15 protein-coding genes, 1 tRNA gene and 1 pseudogene are annotated in these 14593 nt (G+C 71.1%); 11 read left to right on the top strand and 6 right to left on the bottom strand.

Annotated features, from left to right (window positions below; genetic code table 11):
* Nucleotides 1-143: 143 nt before the first annotated feature.
* Complete coding sequence (locus ACFW1A_RS02550) at nucleotides 144-575, bottom strand: ATP-binding protein (protein WP_380402805.1); 432 nt, start codon at nucleotides 573-575, stop codon at nucleotides 144-146.
* 125 nt (nucleotides 576-700) lie between these two features.
* Between ACFW1A_RS02550 and ACFW1A_RS02545 the strand changes: the two genes are divergently transcribed.
* The 9 genes from ACFW1A_RS02545 (at nucleotide 701) to ACFW1A_RS02505 (ending at nucleotide 7814) form a co-directional block, all read left to right on the top strand.
* A complete protein-coding gene (locus tag ACFW1A_RS02545; RefSeq protein ID WP_380402802.1) occupies nucleotides 701-1477 on the top strand; it encodes a GntR family transcriptional regulator in 777 nt (258 codons plus the stop codon).
* A gap of 85 nt (nucleotides 1478-1562) precedes the next feature.
* Nucleotides 1563-2063: a hypothetical protein gene (locus ACFW1A_RS02540; RefSeq protein WP_380402799.1), complete on the top strand. Its 501-nt coding sequence runs from the start codon at nucleotides 1563-1565 to the stop codon at nucleotides 2061-2063.
* A gap of 278 nt (nucleotides 2064-2341) precedes the next feature.
* Complete coding sequence (locus ACFW1A_RS02535; RefSeq protein ID WP_380402796.1) at nucleotides 2342-2737, top strand: plasmid replication, integration and excision activator; 396 nt, start codon at nucleotides 2342-2344, stop codon at nucleotides 2735-2737.
* A 92-nt stretch (nucleotides 2738-2829) separates the two neighbouring features.
* Nucleotides 2830-4431, top strand: coding sequence for an FtsK/SpoIIIE domain-containing protein (locus tag ACFW1A_RS02530; protein WP_380402793.1), 1602 nt, complete (start codon nucleotides 2830-2832; stop codon nucleotides 4429-4431).
* Nucleotides 4428-4622 (top strand): hypothetical protein, encoded by a 195-nt coding sequence (locus tag ACFW1A_RS02525; protein ID WP_380402790.1) that lies wholly within the window; start codon nucleotides 4428-4430, stop codon nucleotides 4620-4622. The genes ACFW1A_RS02530 and ACFW1A_RS02525 overlap by 4 nt, the downstream gene beginning before the upstream one ends.
* A 12-nt stretch (nucleotides 4623-4634) precedes the next feature.
* Complete coding sequence (locus ACFW1A_RS02520) at nucleotides 4635-4841, top strand: hypothetical protein (protein ID WP_380402788.1); 207 nt, start codon at nucleotides 4635-4637, stop codon at nucleotides 4839-4841.
* Nucleotides 4838-6445 (top strand): replication initiator, encoded by a 1608-nt coding sequence (locus ACFW1A_RS02515; RefSeq protein ID WP_380402785.1) that lies wholly within the window; start codon nucleotides 4838-4840, stop codon nucleotides 6443-6445. The genes ACFW1A_RS02520 and ACFW1A_RS02515 overlap by 4 nt, the downstream gene beginning before the upstream one ends.
* Nucleotides 6442-6660, top strand: coding sequence for an excisionase family DNA-binding protein (locus ACFW1A_RS02510; RefSeq protein WP_380402782.1), 219 nt, complete (start codon nucleotides 6442-6444; stop codon nucleotides 6658-6660). Before ACFW1A_RS02515 ends, ACFW1A_RS02510 begins: the two co-directional genes overlap by 4 nt.
* On the top strand, nucleotides 6660-7814 hold the full coding sequence (locus ACFW1A_RS02505; protein ID WP_380402778.1) for a tyrosine-type recombinase/integrase: 1155 nt from the start codon (nucleotides 6660-6662) through the stop codon (nucleotides 7812-7814). Before ACFW1A_RS02510 ends, ACFW1A_RS02505 begins: the two co-directional genes overlap by 1 nt.
* Before the next feature lie 51 nt (nucleotides 7815-7865).
* Here ACFW1A_RS02505 and ACFW1A_RS02500 read toward each other — a convergent pair.
* A tRNA-Gly gene (locus ACFW1A_RS02500) sits at nucleotides 7866-7939 on the bottom strand.
* Nucleotides 7940-8110: 171 nt separating this feature from the next.
* Between ACFW1A_RS02500 and ACFW1A_RS02495 the strand changes: the two genes are divergently transcribed.
* Both ACFW1A_RS02495 and dcd read left to right on the top strand, forming a co-directional pair.
* Nucleotides 8111-8314: a hypothetical protein gene (locus ACFW1A_RS02495; RefSeq protein WP_380402901.1), complete on the top strand. Its 204-nt coding sequence runs from the start codon at nucleotides 8111-8113 to the stop codon at nucleotides 8312-8314.
* Nucleotides 8315-8408: 94 nt separating this feature from the next.
* The gene (gene dcd, locus ACFW1A_RS02490; protein ID WP_380402775.1) at nucleotides 8409-8984 is read left to right on the top strand and encodes a dCTP deaminase; all 576 of its coding nucleotides are present in this window, start codon (nucleotides 8409-8411) and stop codon (nucleotides 8982-8984) included.
* Between the two features lie 59 nt (nucleotides 8985-9043).
* Here dcd and ACFW1A_RS02485 read toward each other — a convergent pair whose 3' ends face one another.
* From ACFW1A_RS02485 to ACFW1A_RS02470, 4 genes and pseudogenes are all read right to left on the bottom strand, one after another.
* Complete coding sequence (locus ACFW1A_RS02485; RefSeq protein ID WP_380402773.1) at nucleotides 9044-9934, bottom strand: metal-dependent hydrolase; 891 nt, start codon at nucleotides 9932-9934, stop codon at nucleotides 9044-9046.
* A gap of 44 nt (nucleotides 9935-9978) precedes the next feature.
* Entirely contained in the window at nucleotides 9979-10839 is an 861-nt protein-coding gene (locus tag ACFW1A_RS02480; RefSeq protein WP_380402770.1) for a Yip1 family protein, read from the bottom strand.
* A gap of 208 nt (nucleotides 10840-11047) precedes the next feature.
* Nucleotides 11048-12112, bottom strand: a pseudogene (locus tag ACFW1A_RS02475) (sugar phosphate nucleotidyltransferase); the annotation flags it as partial.
* A 235-nt stretch (nucleotides 12113-12347) separates the two neighbouring features.
* Nucleotides 12348-14570 carry a (Fe-S)-binding protein gene (locus ACFW1A_RS02470; protein WP_380402767.1) on the bottom strand — a complete coding sequence of 741 codons (2223 nt, stop codon included), beginning with the start codon at nucleotides 14568-14570 and terminating at the stop codon, nucleotides 12348-12350.
* Nucleotides 14571-14593: the final 23 nt, after the last annotated feature.

Genomic DNA, 14593 nt, shown 5'->3' with positions numbered 1-14593 from the left:
TCCTCCGTGGGACTCACCGATCAGAGCTGAGTCTAGGGGGATAGACAGGATCAGCAAACGGCAAGACCGGACAGTTTGCTGGGCGTCGGGATTCATCGCGGCTTCTCCGGCGGGTTCTCGTAGCGGGTCAACTGTATAGAGGGCTATACACCCCGAGCTTCCGGCCGCAGCGCGGGCTGCTGCCGATCTTCGTGCTCGGTGAATGTTAGTTCGGCCCACACGGTGTGGCAGTTGTCGACCTCGCTGCGCGCACCCCAGTAGTCCGCGAGCGCCTGGACGATCGCCAGCCCCCGGCCGAAGTCCTCGACCTCGTCGGAGGACCGGAAGCTGAACCTGGACTCGGGCGCCCCGTCGTCCGTGACCGCGATGCGGATCCAGTTCTTGCGGCGGGTGATCTCCAGCCAGACGTGGCCGCCGCGGCCGGACCGGGTGTGGATGATGGCATTGGTGACGAGTTCGGAGGCGATCAGCTCCGCGTCACGCATCTTGGGGTTGCCGGCGAGGGCATCGCGCACCATGGCGCGCGCCGCGCCGACGGTCTCGGGCGCTCCGGGGAACTGAGCGATCCAGGGCATGGCTGACACCTTCCGTTGCAGGAGTGGCTCTGATCAACTACTTTGCGTCAAGCTCGAATCCGAGCTTGAAAGCTAGCATTCGAGGTTGTCAAGCTGATCTGAGGAATCGTGAGGATGGGGGCAGGGTGGGCGACTTGGGTCGGCCGGCATATCTGCGGCTCGCTGATGCCCTGCGCGCCGAGATCCTCTCGGGCCAGCGCCCACCGGGCTCGCGCATCCCCAGCATCGCTGAGCTGCACCGCGAGTACGGGCTGTCCGAGCAGCCGGTCCGCCAGGCGCTGCGCGTGCTCACGGCCGAGGGGCTGATCGAGGGGCGCCCGGGGTCGGGGACGTATGTCCGGGAGCACCCGACGCTCGTGCGGGTGGCGCGCGGTCGCTACCGCACACCCGGAAGTCCGTACGCGACGGAGAGCCGGGCACGGGGCGTCGAGCCGAGCTGGTCGCACGCCTCGCAGAAGACGTACGCGACGGCGGCCCTGGCAGCTCGGCTCGGCGTCGCCGAAGGTGATCCGCTGATGCAGACGCAGTACGTGTTCCGGGGTGACGGCGCACCAACCCAACTGGCGACCAGCTGGGAACCGCTGGCGCTGTCCGGTGGGACACCGATCGCATTGCCCGAGATGGGACCGCTCGGCGGTGAGGGCGTGGTGGTGCGCTTCGCGTCGATCGGGCTCGCACCGACCCGGGTCACCGAGGACGTTGCCGCACGGCCGATCCTGGAAGCCGAGGCGACCTCGCTCGGGGTCCCGCTCGGCACCACCGTGCTGACGATCGAGCGCACGCACTGGGCCGGCGAAACCCCGGTCGAGACGGCAGATCTGGTGATGGCGGCAGACCGGTTCCGACTGGCCTATGAGATCGACGTGCCGCCGGAAGCTGCCGGCGCTGTTGAGCACCCCTGACACCTCACCTGACCTGGCGAACCCCCGGGGTTGCTAGCGTGGTCAGGCAGGGATGCAGCACCGGGCCGCAGGGGGGCAAGCCGACGTGATCGTGATTCCGAAAGTGCTGACCGAACTCCTGCGCGAGCTGCATGCGGAGGTCGCGCGTGCCGTCGCACTCGACTTCGCCGAGCAGTCGATCGATGAGAGCTTCCCCGGCGGTGACGCCCTCGCCGAGGCAGCACTCTCCTACCTCGCAGCCGCTCGCGCGGTTCTGGAGGAAGGTGACACAACACGGCTGGCGGCTGCGCACGACGCCTACTTCGCCGCGCATTCGCTGAGCAGCGTAAGGGCACAGGACGCCAGTTGGATTGCAGCCATTGCAGTCGCGGCCGCGTGCAAGCAGCAGTTGGAGCGGCTCGGTGTCGTGATTCGCGCCACCCGCTACAGACCGACCGTGGTGGACGTTGCGGAGGAGGCCCAGAAGGTCGCGGGGAGGCAGGCGCTTGCGCAGCATGTCGACCCGGTGGCAGTACAGGGAGCGCGCTGGGAGGCGGCCAGGCGGCAGTTGCTGCACCTCATCGCCGTGTCACCATCTCCCGTCTGACCTCCCGTGGTTCCGGGAGGAGTCGGTCGGGCGGCCCTCAACGCGCACCGTCGACCAAGAACCTGCAGCTGGGAACCTGCATGGGCCCGGCCGAGCAGCCCATAGTTCCGGGTAGCCACCCACAGGCGCCCACCATCCCTGACGACACGTCAGGACTGCTGTACATCCCCCTAGACAGCGTGGCGGCGAGTGCCTTACCTTGATGTCCATCCCCCTAGACAGCACTCTCGGGCGGTCGACGCTTCGACTGTCTAGGGGGGTGGACGAGAGGAAGCGTCATGGGCATTCGCGGTGCGATCCCGGTCCGGTTCGAGGACGTGTTCCCGGTGGGAGCGTTCGCCGTCTCCGTGGAGCCGGCGGCGGACTTCGAAGCGAGCAAGAGCGGCGGCAGGGTGCAGGCGCGGGACAAGGCGACCGGGCAGCCGCTGTGGGTGGTCTCGGTGGTGGACCCGGACCCCGAGGCGCGGGACACGTCGGCGCGGGTCAAGGTGGCCGCGGCCGTGCTGCCGGTGCTGCCCGACCCGGCGCCCGGGTTCCCGTTCCGCCCGGTCGAGTTCGAGGGCCTGACGGTCACGCCCTACGTCAACGGGTCCGGCCGGGTGGCCTATTCGTTCCGCGCGTCGGGCGTCCGCGTGCCCGCCGCATCCCGCGCGGCCGCCAAGGGTGCGGCCTGACCGACCGTCCCGGCGGGCGCCGCCCGAAGCCCGGACGGCGCCCGCCTGGTCCAGCAACTCCCAACCACAGCACAGGAAGTGAGGTGAGAGCCATGCGCAACCGCAACGCCAAGAGCACGCTCAAGACCGTCGTGCTCGTCCTGGTGGCCGCCTGGATCGGGTACTCCTGGGCGATCGCCCGGCTGGGCTCCGGCGGCGGCATCGCCGTCCTGGCGCTCTACGTCGCCGGCCCGCTGACCTGGTGGGCCTACCGGACGCTCTCGCTGCGCGCGCGGATCCGTCGCGGCTGGCCGGAGCTGAGCTACGCGCTCGGTCTGTGGCAGCAGGCACCGCTCCCGCGCTTCGATGCGAGCTACGAGTACACCTGGCCCCGGCTCGCACGCTTCCGCAAGCACCCCGACGGCCTCGACGTCCTGGTGGGCCTGCTGCCCGGCCAGGTCCCGGAGCAGTTCGCCGAGCAGGCCCAGGCCATCGCGCACGCCTGGCGCGTGCACCGGGTCGAGGTCACCAGCCCTCGGCGTGGTGCGGTGGTGCTGCGGGCCTGGACCAGTGACCCGCTGGCCGTGCCATTCACGGACGCGACCCCGGGCACGCGCCCGCCGAAGCCCACCCTGCGCCAGCGGCTGCGGGCCTGGTGGAACGCTGCCACGACCCAGGCAGCGCGGAGCCGATTTCGCCTCCGCCACCTGGCCGTTCAGGCACTGCACACCCTCGAAGCCGCTTGGTCGGCTTCGGCCCTGGGCCTTCCGGGCGCTCGTCGCGTCCCTGCGGCACTCGCGCCGACTGGCGGTGCTGGCCCGATCGCTGCACCAGGAGACGGCACTGCGCCCGAACCGCTGGTCGAAGCAGGGCCGCAGTGGCGGGCGGTGACCATCGGCATCCAGGAGAACGGGGCACCCTGGCGGCTGCGACTGCACGGCACGCACGTCCTGGTCGCTGGGGTGACCGGTGCCGGGAAGGGATCCGTCCTGTGGGGTGTGGTCCGCAAGCTCCTGCCCGCCGTCGCTGCCGGGCTGGTGCAGATCTGGGCCCTGGACCCCAAGCGCATGGAACTGTCCTTCGGCATCGGCCTGTTCACCAAGTACGCCTCCGACCCGGAACGCATGGTCGAACTGCTGGAAGAGGCAGTCGAGCGGATGCAGGAGCGGGCCCACGCCTTCGCCGGCCGCCTGCGCACCCACACCCCCTCCCCCAACTTCCCGTTCATCGTCCTGCTGGTGGACGAGCTGGCGTTCCTGACGGCCTACCAGCCGGACCGCGACCTGCGCCGCCGGGCCGAGGCAGCCATCGCCACCCTCACCAGCCAGGGCCGCTCGGTCGGCTTCTGCCTCGTCGGCGCACTGCAGGACCCCCGCAAGGAGGTCATGAACCTGCGCAACCTGTTCCCCGACCGCATCGCACTGCGCCTGGACGAAGCAGCCCAGGTCGACATGGTCCTCGGTTCCGGCACCCGCGACCGCGGCGCGCTCGCCGACCTGATCTCCACCGACCCGTTCATCGGCGCCGGCGTCGCCTACGTCCGCAACGAGACCAGCCCGGACCCGGTCCGTGTCCGCGCCGCCTACGTCAGCAACCGCGAGATCCGCGAACTGGTCGACCAGTACTGCCCCGACGCTTCGATCCACACACTGTCTAGCCCCCTCGACACCAACGTCCACGGTCTCCCCGCCCAGCCCGAAGAAGGTGCCGCGTGATCATCAACGCCTCCCTCGTCGTCCTCCTCGGCCTCGTGATCTACCTCCTGATCCGTCAGAAGGCTCTGCGGGTACTGGACCTCCTCCTCTGCGGCACCTTCGGCTTCCTGCTCGCCAGCACCGGAGCCGCGACCCTCATCCGCCACGTCCTGACCTGGATCGCCACCGCCCTCGGCCAGCTGCACCCCTGATCGGAGACCCGGATGACCACCCCCGACAACCGCCCGCTGCGCAACTACCCCGTCGCCGAACCCGACGGCGGCAATGACCCGCGGTTCAGCTTCGGCCTGCTGGTCGATGTGGCGATCCGACTCGAAAAGGCCGGTTACCCGCCGATCGACTCCGGCGACGACCTCATCCGCCTCTCCCTCGCCCTCCTCCGCTTCTGCTACGCCACGGAGGAGCGTTGACCACACCCACCCGCGCCGAACGCGCCCGCATGCCGCTGGCCCGGGACGTCCTGCAGGCGGTCGCCGAGGAGAACGGCGTCTGCATCCGCCCGGTGGCCGTGCGTCGCACGGACGTCCTGACCGGCGAGACCGAGGTCGTCGACATCCCCTGCGGCGCCACCCGGGCCAGCATCTGCCCCACCTGCGCCGAACGGAAGCGCCGACTGCGCGCCGCCCAGTGCCGCGAAGGCTGGCACCTCACCGCAGAACCCGCCCTCGACGCCGACCCCGCCAACGACGAACAGCGCTTCCTCGCCGGACTGCGCGCCGACCTGACGAAGGCTCACGCCTGCGCCACCGGCGCCGAGGCCGACGAACTGGCCTCGCTCCTGGTCGACGTGGACGAGCAGCTCGCCGACAGCGGCATGCGCGGCACCCTCGCCCCGGCCGGCGCCGCCCGCCGGGTCCGCTCCACCAAGCGCCGCCAGGACACCCCGGACCTGCCCCGCCGCACCGTCGAAGCCCGCACCCTCGGCAAGGCGTACACCACGCCCGACGGCAAGGCGTTCCGCCCGTCCCTCTTCCTGACCCTCACTCTCCCGTCCTACGGCCGGGTCCGCACCGACGGCACCCCAGTCGACCCGGCCGCCTACGACTACCTCCGCGCCGCCCGCGACGCGCTCCACTTCCCCAAGCTCATCGACCGGTTCATCCAGAACCTGCGCCGCTTCGTCGGCTTCGACGTCCAGTACTTTGCCGTCGTCGAACCGCAACGGCGCCTCGCCCCGCACCTGCACCTCGCCCTGCGCGGGACCATCTCCCGCGCGGACCTGCGCCGGGTCGTCGCGGCCACCTACCACCAGGTCTGGTGGCCGCCCTGCGACCGCCTCCGCTACACCCCGGAGACCGCGCCGACCTGGTCGCCGGAGCACGAGGGCTACACCGACCCCGCCAGCGGCGAGCCGCTGCCCACCTGGGACCAGGCCCTCGACGACCTCGACGCCGCCCCGGACGCCGAGCCGCTGCACGTCGGCCGCTTCGGCACCCAGCTCGACGCGCAAGGCGTGCTGATCGGCTCCCCCGAGGCCAACCGCTGCATCCGCTACCTCACCAAGTACCTGACCAAGAGCGTCGCCGAGTGCCACACCCCGGCCGGCGACCCCGAACAGGCCCACGTCGACCGCCTCGCCGCGGCCCTCCAGCACGAACCGTGCTCGCCGACCTGCGCCAACTGGCTGCTCTACGGCGTCCAACCGCGCAACGCCAGACCGGGTCAACGCGCCGGCGCCTGCCGCGCCCGCGCCCACAAGCGCGAACACCTCGGCTACGGCGGCCGCCGCGTCCTGGTCTCCCGCAAGTGGTCCGGCAAGACTCTCACCGACCACCGCGCCGAACGCCGCGCCTGGGTCCTCGACCTCCTCGGCCGCACGGACCAAGCCCCGGACCCGCACCGCTACCTCTGGGCCGTCGTCCGCCCCGGCGACCCCGACATCGCACCCCTCGCCACCCGCCTCCTACGCGCCGTCGCCGAACGCGTCCGCTGGCGCGAAGCCCTCGAGACAGCCCGGTCCCGCGCCGAGGGCCAGACCCACCCGACCACCACGCACGAAGGGAAAGCAGCATGAGCCAGCCCGACCGACTCCTGAACCTCGCTCAGGCAGCCGAACTGCTCGCCACCACCGAGCGGTTCCCCCGCCGCCTGGTCGCCGAACGCCGCATCGCCTTCGTCAAGGTCGGCCGCCACGTCCGCATCCCCGAGTCCGCCCTGACCGCGTACATCGCCGCGCGCACAGTCCAGCCGGTCACCGCCCGCCGCTCCGGCCAGAGGCGGGCTGCCTGATGGCCAACAACAAGGGCTACAAGCGGAGCTTCGGTGCAGTGCGCCAGTACCGCTCCGGCCGATGGACCGCCTCCTACCTGGCACCGGACGGCCTTGAGCAGCGCTCGCCGGAGACCTTCGAGACGAAGAAGGCAGCGGAGACCTGGCTCTCCCAGATCGAGGCCGATCTGAGCCGCGGCGACTGGCGCGACCCGAACGCCGGCAAGGTGGCCTTCGAGGAGTACGCCGTGCAGTGGGTCGCCGAACGCGGCCTGGCCGCCACCACGGCGAGCCTGTACCTCCAGCTCCTCAAGAAGCACATCGTGCCGACCTTCGGCGCCTGGAACCTGGACGAGATCACTCCCCCACGCGTGCGCACCTGGCGGACCGAGCGGCTCGCCGCCACCGGCCCGACCGTCGTGGCCAAGGCGTACCGGCTGGTCAAGGCCATCCTTGAGACGGCGGTCGACGACGAGCTGATCCGCCGCAACCCGTGCCGTATCAAGGGCGCGGGCAAGGAGTCGGCGCCCGAGCGTCCCATCGCCACCATCGACCAGGTGGATGCCGTGGCCGACGCCATGGGTCCGCGCTGGCGCCTCATGGTCTACATCGCCGCGTACGGGCCCGCCCGGCCCGAAGAGCTGGCCGAGCTGCGCCGGTTCGACGTGGACCTTGAGACGGTGGGGGTCCGCGTCCGCAAGGCGGCGCCCGAACTGACCAATGGCAAGCGCGTGGTGGGCGACACCAAGTCCGAGGCGGGCAAGCGGTTCATCGTGCTCCCCGGCTTCCTGCAGAAGGAGCTGCAGCGGCACTTGGACTGGTACGCCGAGAAGGCGCCGGACGGGCTGCTGTTCGTCGGGGAGCGGGGCAAGCCGTTCCGGCGCTCGACGTTCGGGCGCAAGTGGGCCAAGGCCCGGGTCCGGGCGGGCCTTCCCGCGGACTTCCGGTTCTACGACTTGCGCCACACGGGGCACACGCTCGCGACCCGCTCCGGGGCCACGTTGAAGGACACCATGGTGCGCGCCGGCCAGTCCTCGGAGCGGGCCGCCATGATCTACCAGCACTCAGACCTCGACCGTCAACGCGAGATCGCCGCCGCCCTGGACGCCCGTGTCCAGGCACACCGAACGGCTGCCCGGGAAGCATCTGGTGCGGATCTGGTGCAAGACCCCTGACCCGGTCCAGACAACAAAGAAGCCCCAGGCCGCTGACCTGGGGCTTCTTGCTGGAGCGGGCGACGAGAATCGAACTCGCGCTATAAGCTTGGGAAGCTCATGTTCTACCATTAAACTACGCCCGCGTGACGACCCGTCAGGAACGGCTCGATCATGCTCCACTGTACCCCATCCCGGCGGTGGCTCTGAACATCGGCGAGCCATGGTGGGTGATGTCCGGAAGGTCCCCTAATGTGACGCTGTCGTCGCGCGGCTTCGGCCGTGGCTCTGGCAGGCGTGGTGTGGGAAGGGGATCGATGGAGCGGCGGACAGTGGTTCGTTGTGCCGAGGGGCACGTGTTCAGTACGAGTACGTTTCCGATGCGGAACCTCGGGGTCGGGCGGCTCGGGCCGGGGCGGTTGATCCGCTGTCCGGGGTGCGGGCGGCTGCGCAGTTCGGTGCCGGCGGACCTGAGTGCGCTGTCCGAGGGGCAGCTGGCCCGGGTGCTGCGTTCGGTGTAGCGGTGGCTGCCCGCGGGCCCCGAGCCGGTGGCGGGAGGGGCCCGACGGGTGGGCGGGAATTGGGAGCGGGGCGCCGAGCACGTACCCTCGTGGCGTGCTGCTCTCCGACAAAGACATCCGCCATGAGATCGACAAGGGTCGGGTCGTGATCGACCCGTTCGACCCTGCCATGGTCCAGCCCTCCAGCATCGACGTGCGGCTGGACCGATTCTTCCGGGTGTTCGAGAACCACCGGTACCCGCACATCGACCCGGCGCAGGAACAGCCGGACCTGACGCGACTGGTGGAGCCGGAGGGCGACGAGGCCTTCATCCTGCACCCCGGCGAGTTCGTGCTGGCCTCCACCTACGAGGTCATCTCGCTGCCGGACGACGTGGCCTCCCGGCTGGAGGGCAAGTCGAGCCTGGGGCGGCTGGGCCTGCTGACCCACTCCACGGCCGGCTTCATCGACCCGGGCTTCAGCGGTCACGTGACCCTGGAGCTGTCGAACGTGGCGACCCTGCCGATCAAGCTGTACCCGGGCATGAAGATCGGGCAGCTCTGCCTGTTCCGGCTCTCCTCGCCGTCCGAGCACCCGTACGGCTCGGAGCGGTACGGCTCGCGCTACCAGGGGCAGCGCGGACCGACGCCGTCCCGCTCCTTCCTCAACTTCCACCGCACCGCGGTCTGAGCGCTGCGGTCTGAGCACCGCGGTCTGAGCACCGCGGCTCAGGTCACGCTCGCCCCGACTCAGGCCCGCTTGGGCCGGGTCACGGCGACCAGCTCACTGCCGTCCTCGGCCAGGGTCAGCTCCGTCTCCAGCGCGCTGAGCTGGCCCAGCCGGTGCAGGTGGCTGCCGCCGCAGGCGATGGTGGCCGAGCCCTGGGGCAGCTCGCAGTGCCAGCTGCGCCGGGCGGTCAGCTCCGGGCCCGGCACCTCGATCCGGACCGGGGCGTCGGCGGCCACCCAACCGGCCAGGCGCCGGTTGACGGCCTCGGTGAGCGCGGGCAGCGCCTCGGCCAACGCCGGCAGCTCCTCCACCGCGTCCACGGTGAAGCCCTTCTTCCGCAGCGACTTGCCCAGGCGGTAGGTGTCGGTGCTGGCCTCGGTGTCCATCACCGAGGAGGCCATCGCCAGGCTGTCGAAGTCCGGGTGGCCGAACGCGTCGTTGCGCCCCGGGTCCTTGCGCCAGCGCGGCGCCAGCGCCTCGTTCAGCGCCAGGGCCAGCAGGTGGCAGCCGGTGTGCGCGGCGGAGACGGCCAGTCGGCGCTCGGCGTCGACGGCCAGCGCGACCGGCTCGCCGACCACGGCGCCCGGGTCCTCGGCGAGCACGTGCAGCACCAGCCAGGACCAGGCCTCGTCGCCGCGCCGCACCGGGATGTCGCCGCCCACCAGCAGCTCGCCGCCCTCGGGGCCGACCGCACCGGTCAGGCAGTCCAGCACCGCGAGCTCGCGCCCGGCCACGGTCAGCGTGCCGGTGTCGGCGGGCTGGTCGGGCCAGGTGTGGTCGAGCGGGTGGAACGGCGTCTCGGCGGTGACGACGCCGAACCGGCCGTCGCCGAACGGGTGCACGGCGAGCACGGTGGACTCACCGGTCACGGCTCCACCGGGGAAGCTGACGCGGGTGGTGGCGAGGGTCATTCAGGAACTCCGTACGTATGAACAGATGGTCGGCCGAGCAGTGCTCAGCCGAGCGTCGGCAGCTTGAGCAGCACCAGCAGGGCCAGCAGCTGCAGCGAAGCGGCACCGACCGCCTTGCCCCAGGGTAGGTCGTGCACCCGGCGCAGCATCGCACTCAACAGGTAGCCGCAGCACAGCCAGGTGGCCCAACCGACCGCCTGCACCACCGAGTTGTCCGAGGGCAGGAAGAGCGCCAGCAGCAGCCGGGGCGCGTCCGTGGTCCAGCCGATCAGCACCGCCAGGCCCACCGTGGCGGGCAGCGGACCGTCACCACCGAGTTGGCGGGCCAGCGCGAAGGTGACCGAACCCAGCATCAGCCCGGCCAGTGTGAAGCCGATCGCCGCCCCGGCCAGCGACCAGAGCGCCACCACGAAGGTGGACTTGAACACCTCGTCGTGGGTGCTGCCGAAGCCCAGCACGGCGAGCGCGCCGTAGAGCAGCGAGACGCTGACCGCGGGCAGCCAGAGCTGGTGGTCGCGGACCAGGTCGAAGGTGCGGTTGGGGTGCCGGTACAGGCCGGTCAGCAACTGCCGCCAACGCGGCCGCGGCCCGGTCGCCCGGGGGGCGGTGCGGCCGCCGGCCCGGTAGGTGGCCACGCTCTCCCGGCCCTCGCCACCCTGCTCGGCGCCGTAGCCCTGCCCGTCGTCCCCGTAGCCCTGGCCGGGCGCGCCGTAACCCTGCTCGGCGCCGTAGCCCTGCCCCTCGTCACCGTGCCCCGCCCCGCCCTGCCCCTGCTCGCCGGGGAAGTACCCCGCGGGGAACGCCTGGGTGAAGCCGGGCCGGTCCCCCTGGTACGGGTCGCCGCCGTACTGGTCCTCCCCGTACGGCGCCCCGCCCCACCCGCTCTGATACCCGTTTCCAGCCACCCTCCGAAGGTACCCAAAAAGAGCAACCGGGGCCCGGGCACCCGCACAGTTGCAGCAGGGCTGTGACGCGCGCCGCGTCACAGCCCGGGTGCGAACGCGCCGGCGGCTGCTCCGGCGGCTGCTGGAGCGGCTACTTCTGCAGCACCGATCCGTGCACCGCAGCCGCCGAGGTCTCGCCGGCGGGGCAGCCGCCGGGGCCCGCGGTGGTGCGCACGGCGCCCATCGGCAGCCGCACGCCGCAGGCGATCCGGATGCCGTTCGGCAGCTCGTTGTCCGACTCCACCACGGCGCCGTCGCCGATCACCGCGCCGTCCAGCACGGTCCGCTCGCCGATCACCGCGTAGGCGCCCACGATCGAGTCCTTCACCACCGCGTCCGCGCCGACCACCGCGCCCGGCAGCACGACGCTGCCCTCGACGATCGCGCCCGCGGCCACCGCCGCGCCGTCCGACACCACGGTGCCCGAGCTCAGCACGGCCGCCGGGTCCACGGTGGCGCCGGGCAGCAGCAGCGCGTCGCCGGTCGGGCCGGGGACCGCCGGGGAGTCCACCCGGCCGAGCACCAGGTCGGCCGAGCCGCGCACGAAGGCGGCGGGGGTGCCCAGGTCCAGCCAGTAGGAGGTGTCCACCACCCCGCGCACCAGGGCGCCGGAGGCGAGCAGCTCGGGGAAGGTCTCGCGCTCGACCGAGACCACCCGGCCGGCCGGGATCCGGTCGATGACCGAGCGGTTGAAGACGTAGCAGCCCGCGTTGATCTGGTCGGTGACGATCTGCTCGGGGGTCTCCGGCTTCTCCAGGAACTCCAGCACCCGGCCGCTCTGGTCGGTCGGCACCAGGCCGAAGGCGCGCGGGTCGGCCACCCGGGTCAGGTGCAGGGTGACGTCGGCGCCGGCGGCCACGTGGCCGTCGCGCAGCGCGGCGATGTCCAGGCCGGAGAGGATGTCGCCGTTGAAGATCAGCACCGGCTCGTCCGGGCCGCAGGTCAGCCCCTCGGCGGCGTTGCGGATCGCCCCGCCGGTGCCCAGCGGCTCGACCTCGGTCAGGTAGACCAGCTCGATCCCGTACGGGGTGCCGTCGGCGAAGTGCTCCTCGAAGACCTCGGCCAGGTAGGAGGTGGCCAGCACCACGCGGGTCACACCGGCCGCCGCGGCCCGGGCCAGCTGGTGCGCGATGAACGGCACACCGGCGACCGGCAGCATCGGCTTGGGGGTGTGCGTGGTGAGCGGGCGGAGCCGGGTGCCCTGACCGCCGACCAGCATGATCGCCTGGGTCATCTGTGCGTTTCTCCCCTTGAACGGGCAGCGACCTGACCTGTGGTCTCGGCGGCCGGATCGCTTGGGTGCTTGGTGCTTGTCGGAAGCCAGACGTAACGGAAGCAGCCTGCCCCGGGCGGATACCACCCGGGGCAGGCATCATATGTGAGCCTCCGAGCCGTGAGCACATTCGCGCACGGCCCGAACAGCCACCCTAGTCGGCGGTCGGCGCCGGTCCGGCCGCCGGGGCGCCGGGCTAGACCTCTGCGGGTTCCTCGGCCTGCTCGACCGGCGTGGCCTTCACCGAGTCCAGCAGCAGCTGCGCCACGTCGACCACCTTCAGGTGCTCCTTGGCGGCGCCCTCGTTCTTCTTGCCGTTGACCGAGTCGGAGAGCATCACGAGGCAGAACGGGCAGGCGGTGGAGACGATGTCCGGGTTGAGCGACAGCGCCTCGTCCACCCGCTCGGTGTTGATCCGCTTGCCGATCCGCTCCTCCATCCACATCCGCGCGCCACCGGCGCCGCAGCAGAAGCCGCGCTCCTTGTGACGGTGCATCTCCTGCTGGCGCAGACCGGGGACCTTGTCCATGATCTCGCGCGGCGGGCTGTAGACCTTGTTGTGGCGGCCCAGGTAGCACGGGTCGTGATAGGTGATCAGGCCCTCGACCGGGTTGACCGGGACCAGCTTGCCCTCGTCGATCAGGTGCTGCAGCAGCTGGGTGTGGTGGATCACCTCGAAGTGCCCGCCGAGCTGCGGGTACTCGTTGGCGATGGTGTTGAAGCAGTGCGGGCAGGTGGCGACGATCCGCTTCTTGGGCGCGTCCTCCAGGGCCGCGTTCAGCGTCTCGACGTTCTGCGCGCCGAGCATCTGGAACAGGAACTCGTTGCCCAGGCGGCGGGCGGAGTCACCGGTGCAGGACTCCTCCTTGCCGAGGATGGCGAACTTCACCCCGGCGGTGTGCAGCAGCTCGGCGAAGGCCTTGGTGGTCTTCTTCGCCCGGTCCTCCAGGGCGCCGGCGCAGCCGACCCAGTAGAGGTACTCGACCTCGGCCGGCTCGATGTCCTCGCCGATCACCGGCACCTCGATGCCGGTCTCCTTCTTCAGCTCCTTGACCCAGTCGAGCCGCGCCTTGGTGGCCAGGCCCCACGGGTTGCCCTTGTTCTCCAGGTTCTTGAGCATCGTCCCGGCCTCGGTCGGGAACGAGGACTCGATCATCACCTGGTAGCGGCGCATGTCGACGATGTGGTCGACGTGCTCGATGTCCACCGGGCACTGCTCGACGCAGGCGCCGCAGGTGGTGCAGGACCACAGCACGTCCGGGTCGATGACGCCGTTCTCCTCGGCGGTGCCGATCAGCGGGCGCTCGGCCTCGGCCAGCGCGGCGGCCGGCACCCCGGCCAGCTGCTCGGCGGAGGCCTTCTCCTCGCCCTCCAGGTCCTTGCCGCCGCCGGCCAGCAGGTACGGCGCCTTGGCGAAGGCGTGGTCGCGCAGGCTCATGATCAGCAGCTTGGGCGAGAGCGGCTTGCCGGTGTTCCAGGCGGGGCACTGCGACTGGCAGCGACCGCACTCGGTGCAGGTGGAGAAGTCGAGGATGCCCTTCCAGGAGAAGTGCTCGACCTGGGAGACGCCGAAGACCGCGTCGTCCGCCGGCTCCTCGAAGTCGATCGGCGCGCCGCCGGAGGTCATCGGCTGCAGGGCGCCCAGCGCGACCGCGCCGTCGGCGTTGCGCTTGAACCAGATGTTCGGGAAGCCCAGGAAGCGGTGCCAGGCGACGCCCATGTCGATGTTGAGCGAGACCGTGATCATCCAGATGAAGGAGGTCGCGATCTTGACCGTGGCGATCGCCCAGATGAGGTTGTGCAGGGTGCCCAGGCCCAGCCCGGAGAACGCCTTCACCAGCGGGTACGAGACCAGGTACGCGGCCGAGTAGTGGTCGACCCCCTCCAGCGCGCCCTCCAGGCCGCGCAGGGTGAGGATCGCCAGGCCGATGACCAGGATCACCGTCTCGACGAAGTACGCCTGGCCCATCCGCGAACCGGCGAACCGGGACTTGCGCCCGGCCCGGTTCGGCAGGCTCAGCTGGCGGATCACGATCAGCACCGCGATGCCGAGCGTGGTCAGGATCCCGATCAGCTCCTCGAACACCAGGTACGGCGTCCAGTCGCCGATCACCGGGATCACGAAGCTCGGGTCGAAGAGCTGGCCGAAGGCGGTGACCAGGGTGAGGATCAGGGTGTAGAAGCCGACCGCCACGAACCAGTGGGCGACACCGACGATGCCCCACGTGTTCATCCGGGTGTGGCCGACGAACTCCCGGGCCAGGGTCAGGGTGCGGGCCACCGGGTCGTTGATCCGCGCCCCGGCCGGCACCGGCTGGCCGAGCCGGACGAACCGGTAGATCGACGCGATGGCACGAGCGAACAGCGCCACGCCGACCACGGCGGTGCCCAGTGAGATGACGATCGCTGCTAGCTGCATCCGGCTCTCCGTACTCCACGGCG

It is taken from the genome of Kitasatospora sp. NPDC058965 (assembly GCF_042741245.1).
GTDB lineage: Bacteria > Actinomycetota > Actinomycetes > Streptomycetales > Streptomycetaceae > Kitasatospora.
This window is presented reverse-complemented; position numbering and strand designations above follow the sequence as displayed.